Annotated in this window: 20 protein-coding genes, 1 tRNA gene and 2 pseudogenes; 5 read left to right on the top strand and 18 right to left on the bottom strand. The window is 59.6% G+C overall.

What is annotated here, in order from left to right:
- Positions 1-128: 128 nt before the first annotated feature.
- Entirely contained in the window at positions 129-527 is a 399-nt protein-coding gene (locus tag L1P09_RS10140) for an NUDIX domain-containing protein (protein ID WP_009685866.1), read from the bottom strand.
- 377 nt (positions 528-904) lie between these two features.
- Here L1P09_RS10140 and L1P09_RS10135 point away from each other — a divergent pair, with 377 nt between their 5' ends.
- Complete coding sequence (locus L1P09_RS10135; RefSeq protein ID WP_192439918.1) at positions 905-1267, top strand: YceK/YidQ family lipoprotein; 363 nt, start codon at positions 905-907, stop codon at positions 1265-1267.
- Between the two features lie 59 nt (positions 1268-1326).
- Here L1P09_RS10135 and L1P09_RS10130 read toward each other — a convergent pair whose 3' ends face one another.
- The 4 genes and pseudogenes from L1P09_RS10130 to L1P09_RS26220 all read right to left on the bottom strand — a co-directional run.
- Positions 1327-1590 (bottom strand): hypothetical protein, encoded by a 264-nt coding sequence (locus L1P09_RS10130; RefSeq protein WP_182366150.1) that lies wholly within the window; start codon positions 1588-1590, stop codon positions 1327-1329.
- Between the two features lie 157 nt (positions 1591-1747).
- On the bottom strand, positions 1748-2440 hold the full coding sequence (locus tag L1P09_RS10125) for a lipopolysaccharide kinase InaA family protein (protein WP_235768778.1): 693 nt from the start codon (positions 2438-2440) through the stop codon (positions 1748-1750).
- A 402-nt stretch (positions 2441-2842) separates the two neighbouring features.
- Complete coding sequence (locus tag L1P09_RS10120; protein ID WP_313903910.1) at positions 2843-3529, bottom strand: hypothetical protein; 687 nt, start codon at positions 3527-3529, stop codon at positions 2843-2845.
- A gap of 21 nt (positions 3530-3550) precedes the next feature.
- Positions 3551-3754: pseudogene (locus tag L1P09_RS26220) on the bottom strand (glycoside hydrolase); the annotation flags it as partial.
- Positions 3755-4081: 327 nt separating this feature from the next.
- Between L1P09_RS26220 and L1P09_RS10115 the strand changes: the two are divergent.
- A pseudogene (locus tag L1P09_RS10115) lies at positions 4082-4330 on the top strand (tyrosine-type recombinase/integrase); the annotation flags it as partial.
- Between the two features lie 79 nt (positions 4331-4409).
- Here the strand turns inward: L1P09_RS10115 and L1P09_RS10110 are convergent.
- The 9 genes from L1P09_RS10110 to thrS all read right to left on the bottom strand — a co-directional run bounded on the left by L1P09_RS10110 (position 4410) and on the right by thrS (position 11898).
- A tRNA-Pro gene (locus L1P09_RS10110) sits at positions 4410-4486 on the bottom strand.
- A gap of 116 nt (positions 4487-4602) precedes the next feature.
- Positions 4603-4959, bottom strand: coding sequence for a MerR family transcriptional regulator (locus L1P09_RS10105; RefSeq protein WP_009685877.1), 357 nt, complete (start codon positions 4957-4959; stop codon positions 4603-4605).
- On the bottom strand, positions 4940-5242 hold the full coding sequence (gene ihfA / locus L1P09_RS10100; protein WP_003250679.1) for an integration host factor subunit alpha: 303 nt from the start codon (positions 5240-5242) through the stop codon (positions 4940-4942). Before ihfA ends, L1P09_RS10105 begins: the two co-directional genes overlap by 20 nt.
- Positions 5243-5246: 4 nt before the next feature.
- Positions 5247-7628, bottom strand: coding sequence for a phenylalanine--tRNA ligase subunit beta (gene pheT, locus L1P09_RS10095; protein ID WP_054904110.1), 2382 nt, complete (start codon positions 7626-7628; stop codon positions 5247-5249).
- A 31-nt stretch (positions 7629-7659) separates the two neighbouring features.
- Positions 7660-8676 carry a phenylalanine--tRNA ligase subunit alpha gene (gene pheS, locus L1P09_RS10090; protein WP_009685880.1) on the bottom strand — a complete coding sequence of 339 codons (1017 nt, stop codon included), beginning with the start codon at positions 8674-8676 and terminating at the stop codon, positions 7660-7662.
- A 109-nt stretch (positions 8677-8785) separates the two neighbouring features.
- Complete coding sequence (gene rplT, locus L1P09_RS10085; protein ID WP_003250671.1) at positions 8786-9142, bottom strand: 50S ribosomal protein L20; 357 nt, start codon at positions 9140-9142, stop codon at positions 8786-8788.
- Between the two features lie 27 nt (positions 9143-9169).
- Positions 9170-9364: a 50S ribosomal protein L35 gene (rpmI, locus tag L1P09_RS10080; protein WP_003250667.1), complete on the bottom strand. Its 195-nt coding sequence runs from the start codon at positions 9362-9364 to the stop codon at positions 9170-9172.
- Positions 9365-9424: 60 nt separating this feature from the next.
- Positions 9425-9976, bottom strand: coding sequence for a translation initiation factor IF-3 (infC, locus tag L1P09_RS10075; RefSeq protein ID WP_235768776.1), 552 nt, complete (start codon positions 9974-9976; stop codon positions 9425-9427).
- Positions 9976-11898 (bottom strand): threonine--tRNA ligase, encoded by a 1923-nt coding sequence (gene thrS, locus L1P09_RS10070; RefSeq protein ID WP_054904111.1) that lies wholly within the window; start codon positions 11896-11898, stop codon positions 9976-9978. The genes infC and thrS overlap by 1 nt, the downstream gene beginning before the upstream one ends.
- 334 nt (positions 11899-12232) lie before the next feature.
- Between thrS and L1P09_RS10065 the strand changes: the two genes are divergently transcribed.
- Together L1P09_RS10065 and L1P09_RS10060 are read left to right on the top strand one after the other, a co-directional pair.
- Positions 12233-12538, top strand: coding sequence for a hypothetical protein (locus L1P09_RS10065; protein ID WP_054904112.1), 306 nt, complete (start codon positions 12233-12235; stop codon positions 12536-12538).
- Positions 12539-12700: 162 nt separating this feature from the next.
- Positions 12701-12913 (top strand): cold-shock protein, encoded by a 213-nt coding sequence (locus tag L1P09_RS10060; RefSeq protein ID WP_003250656.1) that lies wholly within the window; start codon positions 12701-12703, stop codon positions 12911-12913.
- A 75-nt stretch (positions 12914-12988) separates the two neighbouring features.
- On the opposite strand, the gene L1P09_RS10055 is transcribed toward L1P09_RS10060, so the two are convergent.
- The gene (locus L1P09_RS10055; RefSeq protein ID WP_054904113.1) at positions 12989-13318 is read right to left on the bottom strand and encodes an I78 family peptidase inhibitor; all 330 of its coding nucleotides are present in this window, start codon (positions 13316-13318) and stop codon (positions 12989-12991) included.
- A gap of 275 nt (positions 13319-13593) precedes the next feature.
- Here L1P09_RS10055 and L1P09_RS10050 point away from each other — a divergent pair, with 275 nt between their 5' ends.
- On the top strand, positions 13594-13806 hold the full coding sequence (locus L1P09_RS10050) for a hypothetical protein (RefSeq protein WP_054904114.1): 213 nt from the start codon (positions 13594-13596) through the stop codon (positions 13804-13806).
- On the opposite strand, the gene L1P09_RS10045 is transcribed toward L1P09_RS10050, so the two are convergent.
- From L1P09_RS10045 to rbsK, 3 genes are all read right to left on the bottom strand, one after another.
- Positions 13778-14779, bottom strand: a complete 1002-nt coding sequence (locus L1P09_RS10045) for a nucleoside hydrolase (protein ID WP_197885135.1) — start codon at positions 14777-14779, stop codon at positions 13778-13780. The two genes, L1P09_RS10050 and L1P09_RS10045, sit on opposite strands and share 29 nt — an antisense overlap.
- A gap of 72 nt (positions 14780-14851) precedes the next feature.
- On the bottom strand, positions 14852-15250 hold the full coding sequence (rbsD, locus tag L1P09_RS10040; RefSeq protein ID WP_009685887.1) for a D-ribose pyranase: 399 nt from the start codon (positions 15248-15250) through the stop codon (positions 14852-14854).
- Positions 15247-16155, bottom strand: a complete 909-nt coding sequence (rbsK, locus tag L1P09_RS10035; protein ID WP_235768775.1) for a ribokinase — start codon at positions 16153-16155, stop codon at positions 15247-15249. The genes rbsD and rbsK overlap by 4 nt, the downstream gene beginning before the upstream one ends.
- Between the last annotated feature and the right edge of the window lie 12 nt (positions 16156-16167).

Here is a 16167-nt window from a genome sequence, read left to right as displayed (position 1 = left end):
CCATGATCTACCGGCAACCGGCCTGGGCGCGCTGCGTGCACGCTCAGCCCTGGCAACCTGCTGGAGGCCAATGATGAGCAAGATGTGAGAAAGATGAGACCAGGCGCGATGCCGCTGCGCTGAAGTAACTAAGCGGTCAACGCAGGCAGTTGGCTTGATAGCAGCTCAGCGGCCCTAGCATTGAGAATGGCTGGGCTCAGCTTGTCTCTGAGCACCCATTTGCAGGCCACGATCTCATTGCGAGCCACGGGTTTTTCCTGATCATCGACATGCGTAGTGAACACATGGTGAATGGTTGACCCCAGCTGAAGGGTGCACAGGTGAAAGAGACCGTGGCCTTCAATGGACGTTTCCTCTTGCAGCTCCCGCGCAGCCGCTGCAACAGGCGACTCGCCCGGTTCGATAGCGCCGCCGGGGAAGTTCCACTTCCCGCTTTTTTTCCGTACCAGCAAGATCCTGCCACTGCGCAGGCAGAGGACCGTTGCCCTGTCTTTGATCTTGGCTCCGCGCGCCTTCTTGTCCCGCATACACACACTCAGCTCGTCAGTAGGTCCATGTCCGTATCGTTGCAGCCAATACAGACTTGCTTCCTGAAGACTCACTTCGGTGACGACTCGTTCACCCTGAACGGCACAAATCACAGGCTGAGCACGTTATTTTCACCTCATTTTCACGCCTGCAGAGGGACAATCAAGCCATCCCCATGTGAAACACCTCTAGCCCGACTAGCAGCGGGCTTTCTTTTGCCTGCAAGAAATTGAAGTCGCGGGCCTTGCTGGCATGGCGTGCCCTGAGGTGATCCAGAAGCGTCAGAAACGAACGAGGTATGATCACTAACCTTGTACGTGCAAGCGACGAATAGAGCTGATGCACAATGGCTGGCCATTGCAGAGGAGACAGCATCATGAGGCCATGGATCGGGATCATCATCGCAGCAGCGATAAGCGGATGTGGAACCGTGCGTACGGTATCGAATGAGTCAAAGGCAGTGGGCGATCTGGCTGAGTGGAACTCCTATTGCCCAGCCATTCCACGGATGTATAGCGGTGTAGCCTACCAATTTTGCAATTTGACTGGCCCTGAAAGAACTGGAGCCCATTCAGATCCGTACCAGATTCTGGTCGATATGGCGATGTCGGGCATTGCGGACACCGTTATGCTGCCCTACACCAGTTACCAGCAATTCAAACTCGGCAATATGGTTGTGCCAAGCATAAGCCCACAAATGCCCCAGGCACCGGCTCAAACCAGCCTTGTGCAGGAGTGAGCGGTGCGCCAGGCGAACGGCCGCAGTACACCACTGCGGCCGTCTCGACGCTGAATAGATCACGATCTGCCGCGGATGGCCTCGAGGCGATCCCGACCAGCCTGTGTGATGGCGTTCTCCCCTTCATCGCTGATGCGATACCGGCCAGACGCCATCTTGGCGATTGTTAACTGGACCAGACCGCTTTCGGATAGGGCTTCGCCCGCTTCGAAGCTCATCGCCTGTTCCAGGTCGAAGATTTTGATTTCTCCGATTTTGTAGCGGGCGAAGGCTACCAGAGCGTTATCCAATGCTTGTTGGCTGATCTTTCGAGCGACTTCCATTCGACCTCCCAGGTCATGAGAGTCCCGGTCCGTGGGATTGGCGACAACGCACCGGGGGGGGTTGTTGAAGGCGGACCGTACTATGCAACCAGGGAAGTCGCTACTGGCTTTCCATCCATGCTGGATGGGTGGGCAGGTCATGGAGCACAACGGGCTGTCAAAGCAATACATCGGCTTTTGTGCCGAACGAATGCCTGTAGCCCCGACAGAACGCCCCCCACTCTTCGCCATCCCAGCCTGACCGACGCTTGACCTGCCGCAAGTCATGGCGGGCGGCCTGTTTGGCGCTGAAGCGCTTTCTGGCCTTTTCCAGGTCTAGCAAGGCGACAGCCAGGCCTGGCGCCCTGAAATCGACGAAGACATGTTTCAGATACAGGCAACCGTGCTGCCACTTTCCAAGATTCAGCTTGCCAAGTGCTCGGCCATAGGCTTCAAGAATTTCGAGATAGCGATGATGCCCTAGCGTTTTTTCCAGCTGCCGGGCACGGAAGTCTTCGAGCGACACGTAGCCCTCCAGCGCCGCCGTGACCATCACGGCCTGCCACTTTCCCTGGTGTTTATGAATATGGCTGTACACAAGCTCGGGCGTACCAACCCCCAGCGCTGTAGCAGCACGCACAGCCTTTGCCTCGCGTGCAACGGTTGGGTGGCCGAAAGGGTGACGCAGGCTTCGATAGACATGCCCGACCTGCTGCTTTTTATAGAACGTCAGCCCACCCAGCTCTACCCGCAACACACCGCTCTCACCTCCCCTGCGGACATTAGGCGGCTCTACCCAAACGCCCGGAGCGTTGAGAACATCTGCCAGCAGTAACTCGCCAAGCTTCACATCGGTCGGATTTGCAGTCACGGAACACCTTAACGCCTGGCGCCAATTTGGCTGAAATATCTTGATAACAACAGTGAAAGTATATGGAAATCGAAGGGAAATCAGGGTGGCAGAACTGACACAACACCTATCCATTCGGCCAACACTTACGAGCTGCGGCTGGAGAGCTCGTGGCCTGTGCAGCATGCGCTTGCTTGCGAGCGATGAAGCCAGACCAGGCCCTGGAGGTTCGATCGCGGCCAAATCACATCGTTCAGGTGGCGTGCCTATCCGACCTTGCGTGGCGGCCGGACCGCAAAGCGGTCGCCAGCTCTTCAACGCCGTTCAGCAATCCCAGACTCAAGAAAAAATCAGCATTTCTGACAAAAATTCCCTTTCGCTCCCACCCCCGCCAAACACCACCAAACCAACCTTGCTGCAGCTTCACGGCTTCATCAGCGGCTCGATGCCGATCCATTTCTTCACCGGGTGATAACACAACTGCAGTGGCGGAATCGCCACTGCGCGCCCCTGCACCTGCAAGCTGCCCAGGTGAATGGTCCACTTGGAGTCAGCGTTCAGCTTGTCCGTCTGGAAGATTACATACGCCGAGCCGTAGCGCTTGTTGTTGGTGAGCTTGGGAATCATCCGGTGCACTTCATCGCTGTTGATGTCGTACGGGGACGGCCTGGCAGCCCGCTCATTCACTGAGGGATAGTCGTAGATATCGTTGCGGCCTACGTACACCTCGGGCCGCGCATTCAGGCGCGAGCCGTCTTCGAAAATGATGTAGGCCTGGCGGCTGTCGTACAGCACCGGAATCGGCGGTTCACCATGTTTTGAGTCGGTGGACGGGCGCTGGCGGTCCTTGTTGTAGGCGATCATCTGCACGAAAAATTCTGGCCGCGGGTATTCCTCGCCTGGGTACTGCACGTGCAGGCCTTGCTCGTAACGCTTTTCACCCCACTGTGCCGCGTGGTCGTAGAGGTAGGTTTCCAGGTAGAGCGTGATTTCGCCCTGCGGGCCTGGCACTTTGAACTGGAACTCGGATTCGCAAAGGTCCGCGTAGGCGGCGCGTTCGCGCTTCCAGGGGAGGCACGCGGTGAGTGAGGCTGTGGCCAGCAACAGCAGGAGGGAGGTGGCGCGCTTGAGGTTGGTGACCGGCTTGCCGTTTATGGGAAAAGTCAGCTTGCGGCGCGGGTGATCGGCATAGCCTTGAAACAGCCCACCGCCGTACAGCACGTTGTAGCCATCATCACTGCCTTTGACGGTAGAGGTGCCTTCTGAAAAGGCGATCAGATCCAGAAACCGGAGCACATTCGCGCCTCCGGCCTGGGATTCGGTGAGTCTGGCCATGGTTCTCCAAGCAAAAAGAAGCCCGCACTTGGCGGGCATGAATGTGTCTTTTAGGCTGCTAAATCGTCAAATCTGCATTGACTTATGTGCGAGGCAGGATATGAAAAAAGGATTGTTGGTACTTGGGTTTGGGATCTGTTTGCTAAGCGGTTGCTCTCATTTCTCCAATAGCACTTATGGGAGCCCTACCCGCGCACACAATATCGCGTGCGATGACACCCCGCCGAATCAACCTGGTTGTTACAACCGCCAGTACCAAGAAGGCATTCTCAACAAGCTGGTTGATTCCTTTAGCGAAGGACGTTGATGCCTGCTCTATAGTTGATCTTGCGGCCGGCACACCCTGGGTTCGCTTCGATCAGGGTCCACGACTTGAAGCACACTTTCGGCAGACGCCTGAAAGCAGCTGGTGTAACACAGGAAGATCGGAAGTCGCTACTTGGTCACAAAAACGGAAGCGTGACCAGCCACTATTCTGGCGCGGAGCTGGGGCAGTTGATAGATGCTGCAAACAAAGTTTCAGCGACGGACTCGCGTGGGCCGGTACTGACCATTTTGAAGAGGAGGCAGGCGTAAAAACCTGAGAAGTCACGCAAAAGTCACGCACATGAAAAAGGCCATCCCTTTCGGAAATGGCCTAAGTCACTGAAATATATGGTCGGGACGGAGTGATTCGAACACTCGACCCCTTGCACCCCATGCAAGTGCGCTACCGGGCTGCGCTACGCCCCGACTGGGCTTGAAGCATGTTCTCAATACTGCCGAGAACGTTGAAGAATGTACCCTAACCCTCTGATAAATGAAAGCTTTTTCTCAAAAAAATTTCCACTCACCCGAAAAGCCACAGCTCACTTCTTCAACACGACCAGCACATCCTCTAATTCGACAATCATCTGCCGAATCAGCTGCTTGTACTGGCTCGAATCATCTTTAGCCTCATCACTGGAGAGCCGCAACCGCGCCCCGCCAATGGTGAACCCCTGCTCATACAGCAGCGCGCGAATCTGCCTGATCATCAGCACGTCTTGCCGCTGATAATACCGCCGGTTCCCCCGCCGCTTCACAGGGTTGAGCTGGTCGAACTCCTGCTCCCAATACCGCAGCACGTGTGGCTTTACGGCACACAACTCGCTCACTTCACCAATGGTGAAGTAGCGTTTGCCCGGTATGGGGGGCAGTTCGTCGTTATGGCTTGGTTCCAGCATAGGCCTCAACCCGGGCCTTCAACTTCTGCCCTGGACGAAAGGTGACGACGCGCCGTGCGGTGATCGGGATTTCTTCCCCAGTCTTGGGGTTGCGGCCCGGCCGCTGGCGTTTGTCGCGAAGGTCGAAGTTGCCGAAACCGGACAGCTTGACCTGCTCGTTCTCTTCAAGTGCGTGCCGAATTTCTTCGAAAAACAGCTCGACCAGCTCCTTGGCCTCACGCTTGTTAAGCCCCAGCTCCTCGTACAGCCTTTCGGCCATCTCAGCTTTCGTCAGAGCACCCATGCCGTTATTTCCTTAACGTGGTGTTCAACCTTTGTTCGAGCGAGGTGAGGATGTTTTGCAGGGTAGTGTTCACCTCATCGTCGTTAAGAGTGCGCGATGGATGCTGCCAGGTCAAGCCGACGGCCAGGCTTTTTCTATCAGGATCAATACCTTTACCCTGGTAGACATCAAACAGCCTGAGGTCTGTGAGCCATTCGCCTGCATTGTCACGAATCAATTCAAGCACCGCACTGGCTGCCACGTCACGGCCGGCGATCAAGGCCAGGTCACGACGGGTTTCCGGGAACTTGGACAGTTCGCTGAATTTCGGCAGGCGGCCTTCGACCACGTCGCCAAGCACCAGCTCGAACAGGAACACCGGGCGGTCCAGGTCCAGGGCTTTGGCCAGCTCTGGGTGGATGGCGCCGAGGTAACCGACCAGTTTGCCGTCGCGCTCGATGGCGGCGGTCTGGCCTGGGTGCAGGGCTGGGTGCTTGCCGGCGCTGAAGGTGAAGTCGCTCAGGGCACCGGAATAACCCAGCAAGGCTTCCACGTCGGCTTTAACGTCGAAGAAATCGACGCCGTCGCGGCCGTTGGCCCAGCCTTCTGGCAGGCGGCTGCCGGTGACCACGCCAGCGATCATGGGCTGCTGTTGCAGGTCACCCAGCTGGCCGACGAAACGCAGGCCGCTTTCGAACAGGCGCACGCGGTCTTGCTGGCGGTTCAGGTTGTGCTGCAGGGCTTTGACCAGGCCCGGCCACAGCGAAGCACGCATGGCGGCCATGTCGCTGGAAATGGGGTTGGCCAGCAGCAGTGGCTCTACGCGCGGGCTGAACAGTTCGAACAGTTTCGGGTCGATGAAGCTGTAGGTGATGGCTTCCTGGTAACCGCGGGCAACCAGCAGGCGGCGCAGGGTCGGTAGGTCACCGCGGGTTTCCGGCTTGCCCTGTGGCGCCAGGCGCGCTTGCGGGTAGCGGACCGGCAGGTTGTTGTAGCCGTACAGGCGGGCCAGTTCTTCGATCAGGTCCACTTCCAGGCTGATGTCGAAGCGGTGGCTTGGCACGGTGACGGTCCACTCCCCTTCGGCTGCCTTGCTGGTGGTCAGTTCCAGGGCGTTGAGCAGTTGCTCGACCTGGGCTGGGTCCATTTCCATGCCAAGCATCTGGGTGATGCGTTCGGCGCGCAGGGTAACCGGGGCCACCTGCGGCAGGTGCTGCTCGCTGACGGCTTCGACGACCGGGCCGGCTTCGCCGCCGACAATGTCCAGCAGCAGCTGGGTGGCGCGTTCCATGGCTTCGCGGGCCAGGTGCGAGTCGACGCCGCGCTCGTAGCGGTGCGAGGCGTCGGTGTGCAGGCCGTAGGAACGGGCTTTACCGGCAACCGAAATCGGCTCGAAGAAGGCACTTTCCAGGAACAGGTCGCGGGTTTTTTCGGTGTTTACACCGCTATGCTCGCCACCCATGACGCCGGCGATGGCCAAGGCACGGGTGTGGTCGGCGATCACCAGGGTGTCGGCGCGCAAGGCCACTTCCTGGCCGTCGAGCAGAACGAGCTTTTCGCCCTCTTCGGCCATGCGTACGCGAATACCGCCGTTGATTTCTGCCAGGTCGAAGGCGTGCATCGGCTGGCCGAGTTCGAGCATCACGTAGTTGGTGACGTCTACGGCGGCGTCGATGCTGCGCACGTCGCTGCGGCGCAGGCGCTCGACCATCCACAACGGGGTTGGCTTGCTCAGGTCGACGTTACGGATAACGCGGCCCAGGTAGCGCGGGCATGCAGCCGGGGCGCTGACTTCAACCGGGCGCACTTCGTCGTGGGCCGGTGGTACAGCAGGCACTACCGGGCGGCTGACCGGGGTGTCGTACAGGGCGCTGACGTCACGCGCCAGGCCGGCGATGGAAAGGCAGTCACCGCGGTTCGGCGTAAGGCCGATTTCGATGCTGGCGTCGTCCAGGCTCAGGTAGGTACGAATGTTCTCGCCTACCGGGGCATCGGCTGCCAGTTCCAGCAGGCCGTCGTTTTCTTCGCTGATTTCCAGCTCGGCAGCCGAGCACAGCATGCCGAAGGACTCGACGCCACGCAGCTTGGCCTTCTTGATCTTGAAGTCGCCAGACAGCTCGGCGCCGATCATGGCGAATGGCACCTTGATGCCTGGGCGGGCGTTAGGGGCGCCGCACACGACCTGGAAGGTTTCCTGGCCGTTGGTTACCTGGCACACACGCAGCTTGTCGGCGTCCGGGTGTTGTTCGGTGGCCAGGATCTCGCCTACCACGATGCCGCTGAACTGGCCGGCAGCGGGGGTAACGCTGTCGACTTCAAGGCCGGCCATGGACAGGCGGGCAACCAGTTCGTCACGAGAGACTTGCGGGTTTACCCAACCGCGCAGCCACTGTTCACTGAATTTCATGCTGTTCTCCTGAAAATTGCGTCGATTGGGCCTAGCGGAATTGCGCCAGGAACCGCAGGTCGTTGTCGAAGAACAGACGCAAATCGTTGACGCCATAGCGCAGCATGGCCAGGCGCTCGGCCCCCATGCCAAAGGCGAAGCCCTGGAACTCTTCCGGGTCGATGCCAGACATGCGCAGCACGTTCGGGTGCACCATGCCGCAACCCATCACTTCCAGCCAACCGGTTTGCTTGCACACCCGGCAGCCGTTGCCGGAGCACATCACGCACTGGATATCGACTTCGGCGGACGGCTCGGTGAAGGGGAAGAACGATGGGCGGAAACGCACCGCCAGTTCTTTCTCGAAGAACACGCGCAGGAACTCTTCGATGGTGCCCTTGAGGTCGGCGAAGTTGATGTCGCGGTCGATCAGCAGGCCTTCGACCTGGTGGAACATCGGCGAGTGGGTGATATCCGAGTCGCAGCGATAAACGCGGCCCGGGCAGACAATGCGGATGGGCGGCTGGGTGGACTCCATGGTCCGCACCTGCACCGGCGAGGTGTGGGTACGCAGCAGCATGTTGGCATTGAAGTAGAAGGTGTCGTGCATCGCCCGCGCCGGGTGGTGGCCGGGAATGTTGAGCGCTTCGAAGTTGTGGTAGTCGTCTTCCACCTCTGGGCCTTCGGCAATGCCGTAGCCAATGTGGGTGAAGAACTGCTCGATGCGCTCGAGGGTACGGGTGATCGGGTGCAGGCCACCGGTGGCCTGGCCACGGCCTGGCAGGGTGACGTCAATGCATTCGGCAGCCAGGCGAGCGCTGAGCTCGGCTTCTTCAAAGGCAGCCTTGCGGGCATTGAGCACAACGGTAACGCGCTCTTTGGCGTCGTTGATCAGCGCGCCGACTTTCGGCCGCTCTTCGGCTGGCAGGTTGCCCAGGGTCTTCATCACCTGGGTCAGCTCGCCTTTCTTGCCGAGATAGTTAACCCGGATCTGTTCCAGGGTAGTGATGTCTTCAGCGCGCTCCACGGCCTCTAGGGCTTGGGAGACCAGCGCATCCAGGTTTTCCATGTACAGACTCCAGATACGAAAATAGGGGAAGAGCTTTGAAGGCTCTTCCCCTATCGATGACGTTCAATGCCCGGCGCCGCGAGCGCCGCCGGGTGATTGTCGCGGGTACTTAAGCCAGAACGGCTTTAGCTTTCTCGACAATCGCAGCAAACGCCGCTTTTTCGTTCACTGCCAGATCGGCCAGAACCTTACGGTCGATTTCGATCGAAGCCTTTTTCAGGCCAGCAATCAGACGGCTGTAGGACAGACCGTTGGTGCGGGCACCGGCGTTGATACGAGCGATCCACAGTGCGCGGAACTGACGCTTCTTCTGGCGACGGTCGCGGTAGGCGTATTGGCCAGCCTTGATGACCGCTTGCTTGGCTACACGGAATACGCGCGAACGTGCACCGTAGTAACCTTTAGCCAGCTTCAGAATTTTTTTGTGACGCTTACGAGCGATAACGCCGCGCTTAACACGAGCCATGAGTAACTTCCTCTATCTTAACCAGAATTAACGTACGCGCAGCATGCGCTCGACTTTCGCCACGTCGGACGGGTGCAGCAAGCTGGCACCGCGCAGTTGACGCTTACGCTTGGTCGACATTTTGGTCAGGATGTGGCTCTTGAAAGCGTGCTTGTGCTTGAAGCCCGAAGCAGTCTTCAGGAAGCGCTTCGCAGCACCGCTCTTGGTTTTCATTTTTGGCATGTTGGAACTCCGCATTCGATAAAATTACACATAATCATCAGGCCTGCCGTGCCCGGGAGATTATTTCTTTTTCTTGGGGGTGATGACCATCATAAGCTGGCGTCCTTCCATCTTGGGATGCTGCTCAACGGTGCCGTATTCGGCGAGGTCGGCTTCGACCCGCTTCAACAGCTCCATGCCCAGCTCCTGGTGGGCCATCTCACGGCCGCGGAATCTCAGAGAGATCTTGGCCTTGTCCCCATCGGTAAGGAAACGTACCAGGTTGCGTAGTTTTACCTGGTAATCCCCATCCTCCGTCCCTGGACGAAACTTGATTTCTTTGATCTGGATCTGTTTCTGGTTTTTCTTGGCTTCGTTAGCCTGCTTCTTCTTCTCGAAGAGGTGCTTGCCGTAGTCCATCACCTTGCAGACAGGTGGTACTGCGTCTGCAGAGATTTCTACCAGGTCCAGCTTCGCTTCATCAGCGATACGCAGCGCTTCATCAATCGAGACGATGCCAACTTGCTCGCCGTCTGCGCCAATTAACCGAACCTCGCGGGCCGAGATATTCTCGTTGATCGGGGCCTTCGGTACAGCACGCTTATCGTTTCTCATTTCACGCTTAATAGTCATTACTCCGATTCTTGGCGACCACGCCGGGAAACCGCTTGATTCAGCAGCTCAACGAACTGGGCGACGGGCATGGAGCCCAGGTCAGCACCTTCGCGAGTGCGCACAGCGACGGTTTGCGTTTCGACTTCGCGGTCCCCTATAACCAAAAGGTACGGGACCTTGAGCAAAGTATGCTCGCGGATTTTAAAGCCGATCTTCTCATTTCTCAAGTCCGACTTGGCACGGAAACCGCTACCGTTCAGAGATTTCTCCACCTGAAGGGCGAAATCGGCCTGTTTGTCGGTGATGTTCATGATCACCGCCTGGGTCGGTGCGAGCCAGGCCGGGAACACGCCAGCGTAGTGCTCGATCAGCATGCCGATGAAGCGCTCGAACGAGCCGAGGATGGCACGGTGCAGCATTACCGGGCGCACGCGGCTGTTGTCTTCGGCGATATAGCTGGCATCCAGGCGCTCTGGCAGGTTCGGATCGTACTGCAGGGTACCGCACTGCCAGTTACGGCCAAGGCAGTCACGCAGGGTGAACTCGATCTTCGGACCGTAGAAGGCGCCTTCGCCTGGCTGGTATTCCCACTCCAGGCCGGATTCGTTCAGGGCGTCGGCCAGTGCACCTTCGGCACGGTCCCACAGCTCTTCGGAACCGACACGCTTGGCCGGGCGGGTGGACAGCTTCATGGCAATGTCGCTGAAGCCGAAGTCCTTGTACACGTCCAGGGTCAGCTTGATGAAGTCGGCTGCTTCTTTCTTCACCTGTTCTTCGGTGCAGAAGATGTGCGCGTCGTCCTGTACGAAGCCACGTACGCGCATGATGCCGTGCAGGGCACCGGATGGCTCGTTACGGTGGCAGGCACCGAACTCGGCCAGGCGCAGCGGCAGGTCGCGGTAGCTTTTCAGGCCCTGGTTGAACACCTGCACATGGCACGGGCAGTTCATCGGTTTTACCGCGTAGTCGCGGCTTTCCGACGAAGTGGTGAACATGTTCTCGGCGTAGTTGGACCAATGGCCGGAACGCTCCCACAGAATACGGTCGACAACCTGCGGGGTCTTGATTTCCTGGTAGCCGTTTTCGCGCTGCACGCCACGCATGTACTGCTCGAGCACCTGGTAGACGGTCCAGCCGTTGGCATGCCAGAACACCATGCCTGGGGCTTCTTCCTGCAAGTGGAACAGGTCGAGCTGCTTGCCAATCTTGCGGTGGTCGCGCTTTTCGGCTTCTTCGATGCGCTGGATGTAGGCTGCCAGCTGCTTCTTGTCCGCCCAGGCGGTGCCGTACACGCGCTGTAACTGCTCGTTCTTGGCATCGCCACGCCAGTAGGCGCCGGACAGCTTGGTCAGCTTGAAAGCCTTGAGGAAGCGGGTGTTGGGCACGTGCGGGCCACGGCACATGTCAACGTATTCTTCGTGGTAGTACAGGCCCATGGCCTGTTCGTCCGGCATGTCTTCGACCAGGCGCAGCTTGTAGTCTTCGCCACGGGCGGTGAAAACGTCGATGACTTCGGCGCGCGGGGTGACCTTCTTGATCACGTCGTAGTCTTTGTCGATCAGCTCCATCATGCGCTTTTCGATGGCGGCCAGGTCTTCAGGGGTGAAGGGGCGCTCGTAGGCGATGTCGTAATAGAAGCCTTCGTCGATCACCGGGCCGATCACCATCTTGGCGGTCGGGTACAGCTGCTTCACCGCGTGGCCAACCAAATGGGCGCACGAGTGGCGGATGATCTCCAGTCCCTCTGCATCTTTAGGGGTGATGATCTGCAGTGTGGCGTCGTGGCTGATCAGGTCGCAGGCGTCGACCAGCTTGCCGTCGACCTTGCCGGCCACGGTGGCCTTGGCGAGGCCTGCACCAATGGATGCGGCTACATCGGCTACGGATACGGCGTGATCAAACGAACGCTGACTGCCATCGGGAAGAGTAATAACGGGCATGGCGCCTCCTCTCCTAGTGGTGACCCCTACCAAAGGTCACGTGGGTTGGGATGAGCCAGTACAAGATCCGACCTGCCTTCCTGCAAAGGAAGCCTGCCTCACAGTGGCAGAAGCCTTTCGGCTTGCGAGGGACGAACCAGAGTGACTGGAAAGAAAAATGGCTGCGCCGGGCAAAGGCGCGAACACAAGCCGAGCATGCTAGCACGCGGGTTGCACCGCAGGCAGAAATATTTGGAAATTACAGGGTCGGGGTGAACTAACCCGGAAAAAGCCCTATCAGACTTTGGGAAGCAACCTACTCTTGATGAGACCTTAACCCAAGGAGTAACTGGTTATGCGAGTTCCGTCTCTTCTGGCCCTGGCGGCCACTGCTGCCCTGCTGCTGCCGGTAGCCGCGAACGCTGGCAACTTCCCACCGGGGAAAGAGGCCGGCTACATGGCTCAGTGCACGCAGGTGGCCAGCGGCCAGGGCGTTGATGCTGCAACTGCGAAGAAACACTGCGACTGTGGCGCCCAAGCCATCAAGAAGAACTTCACCGATGCCGAAATTGCCGACCTGGACAGCAAGGATGGCGTGGACGCCAAGCTGATGCAGAAAGCGCAAACGGTTGTGAAACAGGCCTGCGCACCGAAGAGCTGAAACCTTAAAGCCAAAGTCGGCCGGTAAATCTTTGAGCTGGATCAATATCCGGCGAAGGTAAAAGGCGCTAGATGCGCAGAAATGGACTATGATACGTCCCGTGCTCCGTAGCCTCGGCCGCATTGCACCACCGAAAAAACTAAATGTTCTGGAGATTCACCCATGTCCAATCGCCAACAAGGCACCGTCAAATGGTTCAATGATGAGAAAGGCTACGGCTTCATCACCCCAGCAGGCGGCGGCGACGACCTGTTCGTTCACTTCAAAGCCATCGAATCTGACGGCTTCAAGAGCCTGAAAGAAGGCCAGACTGTTTCCTTCGTCGCCGAGCGCGGCCAGAAAGGCATGCAGGCTGCACAGGTTCGTCCGGAGTAATTCGGATAGCTGTAAAAAACCCGCCCTTGTGGCGGGTTTTTTTTGGGCGCGCCCCAGGGGCCGGGGGTAGCTGAATCAGCCGCAGTTGACGCGGTTGACCACACCCTGCTCATTGACGTTAAGGTTCAAGCGCTCGGACCGGTACTCCAGGGTTACCACGTCGTGCGGCTTGAGAATACGCGCTATTTGCGAACCACTGGCCTTGCGCGCCTGCTCCAGCAACTCGGCACTGGCTTGCTTGCCCATGGCAAAGTCTGCGCCGCTGGCATCGCAGCGGCCGTCGTTGCCGGCCGGCGCAGCCGGTGCAGCCCCACTGGCATTACCACCAGCATCGCCACCAGTGCTGCAACCAGCCAGGACAGCAGCCATCGCCAGGGTTGCCAGGTAAGCACGGGTACGGAACATGAAGCCTCCTAAATCGGTATGGGAATGTCTGATCCGACAGTTCCGCTCATCATTTGTTGCAAAACCGGTCAAGTCTGCCTGAACTCGATCAACGAGGGGGAAAAGCAATCGTGACCGGATTTTGCACAACCCGCTGCGTTTGCCATATGCTTAGCGCGCACGGTCACTGGCGCAAAGCCATGATTTGCTGCAAGAAGTGGAGTGCATCCCGCCTCCATCGAACACCAGGGTCAGGTGTTCACCCCTTCGTTCCGGGCCCCTAGCGAGAGCTTTTCATGAGCAGCCACACCATCGATGCCGATATCAAGGTCAAGTGGGCCGAGGGCCAGAGTGCGTACAGCCCTGGCACACCAGAGGAGTTGCTGTTGATCGGCATCGACCTGCTGGTGCGCGACCGCGGCCCCGAAGCAGCACGCAGCTTCATCGAGCAGGTGCTGGAGCGCTACGCCCCGCGCGCAGCTATTGCAGCCGCGCCAACCGGGCGCTAAGCAGGTCGAACAGGCCTTGGGCGTCACCCTGCTCCACCCACAACACATTGGCCGGCTGCTTGAGCACGCCGTGCCAGTCAGCGACGGTCTGACCAAAGGTCGGGCCTTCGCGGCTGTCGATGCTCAGGTGAATGCGCCGGCCGCTAAACAGTTCGGGCTTGAGCAAGTAGGCAATGACGCTGGCGTCATGCACCGGACCGCCGGGCATGCCGTACAACGCCATGTCGTGCTTGATGTACACGTTGAGAATGTCCACCACCCGCTTGCTGGCTTGTGTATTCACCGCGGCCAACTGCTGCAGCCGGGCGTCGCTGGTCAGCAGCTTGTGTGTGACGTCCAGCGGTAGATAGGTCAGTTGCACCCCGCTGGCCAGAACCACCTGGGCTGCATGGGGGTCGGCGTAGAGGTTGAATTCTGCCGCCGGGGTGATGTTGCCGCCGTTGAAGTGGGCGCCGCCCATGACCACCACCTCCTTGATGCCCTTGGCAATCTCCGGGCGCTGGATCAGCGCCAGGGCCAGGTTGGTCTGTGGGCCGAGCATGGCCACGGTGATGCTGTGCGGCTTGGCGGCCGCCAAGGTGTCTACCAGGTACTGCACGGCGTTGCCGGCGGCCAGCGGGGCCTTCGGCTCATGCACTTGAACGCCGGCCAGGCCTTCTTCGCCGTGCACTTCTGCGGCATAGACAGGGGCGCGCACCAGCGGGCGGCCGGCCCCCGCGTAAACCGGGATGTCTTCGCGGCCAGCCCATTCGCGCGCCAGGCGCGCGTTGCGGGAGGTTTTATCCAGGCGCACATTGCCGGCCACGGTGGTGATGGCGCGAACATTGAGTTCTTCTGGCGAGGCCAGGGCCAGGAACAAGGCGACCACGTCGTCAGCACCGGGGTCGGTGTCGATGATCAGGTCGATGGGGGCAGCCTGCAAGCTGGTGGCAGTGAGCATGAAAGCGAGTCCTTGAAGCCAGGGCTTGAGCATGGAATGGCACTCCTGTTGCCTTTGGTGAATAACGGCAGACGCGCCGGGTGGCACCGGCGGCTGGTAAACGGCTCAGAACGTGACGCCGGAAACCAGCGCGATATTGCTGTAGGGCTGGCACTCACCGGTACGCACCACCGCCCGGGCACTGCGCGACAGCACCTTGAATGCTTCATGGCTAAGCCATTCGCGCTTGCCCAGCTTGCCCTTCAGGCGCTCGAGCTCGACCAGCGCTGGCGGCACCACTTTCTGCATTTCCTCGGCCAGCACATGCCGCTCTACCTGAAGCTCGCTCAGCACGGCCCGCAACACACTGGCGAAGTCCGGCAAGCCAGGGGTGATCGCCAGGTCGATCATTTCCACGCCTGGCGGCACCGGCAGGCCCGCATCGCCGATCACCAGGATATCGCCATGGCCCATGCCGGCGATGGTGCGCGAAAGGGCAACGTTCAGCAGCGGGGTTTTCTTCATGGCACCAGCTCCGCCAGGTAAGGGATTGATGGCTGCGCGCCAGCGCGTGTCACCGACAGCGCCGCAGCACGCTGGCCGAAGGCGATGGCCTCGCCCTCCTCCAGGCCACGCACCAGGCCCGCAGCGAAGCCGCCAATGAAGGTGTCGCCAGCAGCAGTGGTGTCCAGCGGCTGCACCACCGGTGCGGGGTAATGCTGGTGGCCCTCGGGCGTTACCAGCAATGCCCCTTGCGCGCCCAGCGTGACGATCACCTTGCCCGCCCCCGCCTGCAGCAAGCGCTCTGCGGCAAGCTGCGCGCTCGCCTGGTCGGTCACCGCAATGCCGGTCAGCGCTTCGGCCTCGCTTTCATTGGGGGTGAGGTAATCGATGAGCGCGAACCATTGCGCAGGCAGCGGGCCGGTGGCAGGCGCCGGGTTGAGGATCACCTGCTTGCCCAGTTCACGCGCCCGCCTCAGCGTCCAGGCCACCGTGTCGACCGGCACCTCCAACTGGCAGATGACCACCTGCGCAGCCTGCAACAACGCCTCGAAGTGCTGCACCGACTGCGGCGTCAGCAGGCCGTTGCCGCCGGGGATGATGACAATGCAATTCTGGCTGCCGGCATCCACGGTGATCAGGGCTACACCGCTGGACACGCCGGGGCAGGTACTGACGCCCTGGCAGTCGATGCCTTCTGCGGACAATGCCTGGTGCAACTGGCGGCCATAATCGTCATCGCCGACATTGCCAATCATCGCCACGCTGGCGCCCAGGCGCGCAGCTGCTACGGCCTGGTTGGCCCCCTTGCCGCCCGGCACCGTGAAAAAACGCTCACCGGGCAGGGTTTCGCCGGCGCGAGGCAAGCGCTGGGCGCGGACCACCAGGTCCATGTTGAGGCTGCCGACCACCACAACCTTGGCATTCATGACAGTTCCTTA

This window comes from Pseudomonas juntendi, assembly GCF_021560075.1.
GTDB lineage: Bacteria > Pseudomonadota > Gammaproteobacteria > Pseudomonadales > Pseudomonadaceae > Aquipseudomonas > Aquipseudomonas juntendi.
This window is presented reverse-complemented; position numbering and strand designations above follow the sequence as displayed.

Excerpts from the sequence above, each read along its gene's own strand:
- L1P09_RS10045 (WP_197885135.1), bottom strand. The coding sequence starts at position 14,779 with ATGCTCAAGCCCTGGCTTCAAGGACTCGCTTTCATGCTCACTGCCACC.
- L1P09_RS10140 (WP_009685866.1), bottom strand. The coding sequence starts at position 527 with ATGCGGGACAAGAAGGCGCGCGGAGCCAAGATCAAAGACAGGGCAACG.
- rpmI (WP_003250667.1), bottom strand. The coding sequence starts at position 9,364 with ATGCCAAAAATGAAAACCAAGAGCGGTGCTGCGAAGCGCTTCCTGAAG.
- L1P09_RS10055 (WP_054904113.1), bottom strand. The coding sequence starts at position 13,318 with ATGTTCCGTACCCGTGCTTACCTGGCAACCCTGGCGATGGCTGCTGTC.
- L1P09_RS10130 (WP_182366150.1), bottom strand. The coding sequence starts at position 1,590 with ATGGAAGTCGCTCGAAAGATCAGCCAACAAGCATTGGATAACGCTCTG.
- L1P09_RS10060 (WP_003250656.1), top strand. The coding sequence starts at position 12,701 with ATGTCCAATCGCCAACAAGGCACCGTCAAATGGTTCAATGATGAGAAA.
- infC (WP_235768776.1), bottom strand. The coding sequence starts at position 9,976 with ATGACTATTAAGCGTGAAATGAGAAACGATAAGCGTGCTGTACCGAAG.
- L1P09_RS10050 (WP_054904114.1), top strand. The coding sequence starts at position 13,594 with ATGAGCAGCCACACCATCGATGCCGATATCAAGGTCAAGTGGGCCGAG.
- rplT (WP_003250671.1), bottom strand. The coding sequence starts at position 9,142 with ATGGCTCGTGTTAAGCGCGGCGTTATCGCTCGTAAGCGTCACAAAAAA.
- pheS (WP_009685880.1), bottom strand. The coding sequence starts at position 8,676 with ATGGAAAACCTGGATGCGCTGGTCTCCCAAGCCCTAGAGGCCGTGGAG.
- rbsK (WP_235768775.1), bottom strand. The coding sequence starts at position 16,155 with ATGAATGCCAAGGTTGTGGTGGTCGGCAGCCTCAACATGGACCTGGTG.
- thrS (WP_054904111.1), bottom strand. The coding sequence starts at position 11,898 with ATGCCCGTTATTACTCTTCCCGATGGCAGTCAGCGTTCGTTTGATCAC.
- L1P09_RS10105 (WP_009685877.1), bottom strand. The coding sequence starts at position 4,959 with ATGCTGGAACCAAGCCATAACGACGAACTGCCCCCCATACCGGGCAAA.
- ihfA (WP_003250679.1), bottom strand. The coding sequence starts at position 5,242 with ATGGGTGCTCTGACGAAAGCTGAGATGGCCGAAAGGCTGTACGAGGAG.
- L1P09_RS10135 (WP_192439918.1), top strand. The coding sequence starts at position 905 with ATGAGGCCATGGATCGGGATCATCATCGCAGCAGCGATAAGCGGATGT.
- L1P09_RS10065 (WP_054904112.1), top strand. The coding sequence starts at position 12,233 with ATGCGAGTTCCGTCTCTTCTGGCCCTGGCGGCCACTGCTGCCCTGCTG.
- rbsD (WP_009685887.1), bottom strand. The coding sequence starts at position 15,250 with ATGAAGAAAACCCCGCTGCTGAACGTTGCCCTTTCGCGCACCATCGCC.
- pheT (WP_054904110.1), bottom strand. The coding sequence starts at position 7,628 with ATGAAATTCAGTGAACAGTGGCTGCGCGGTTGGGTAAACCCGCAAGTC.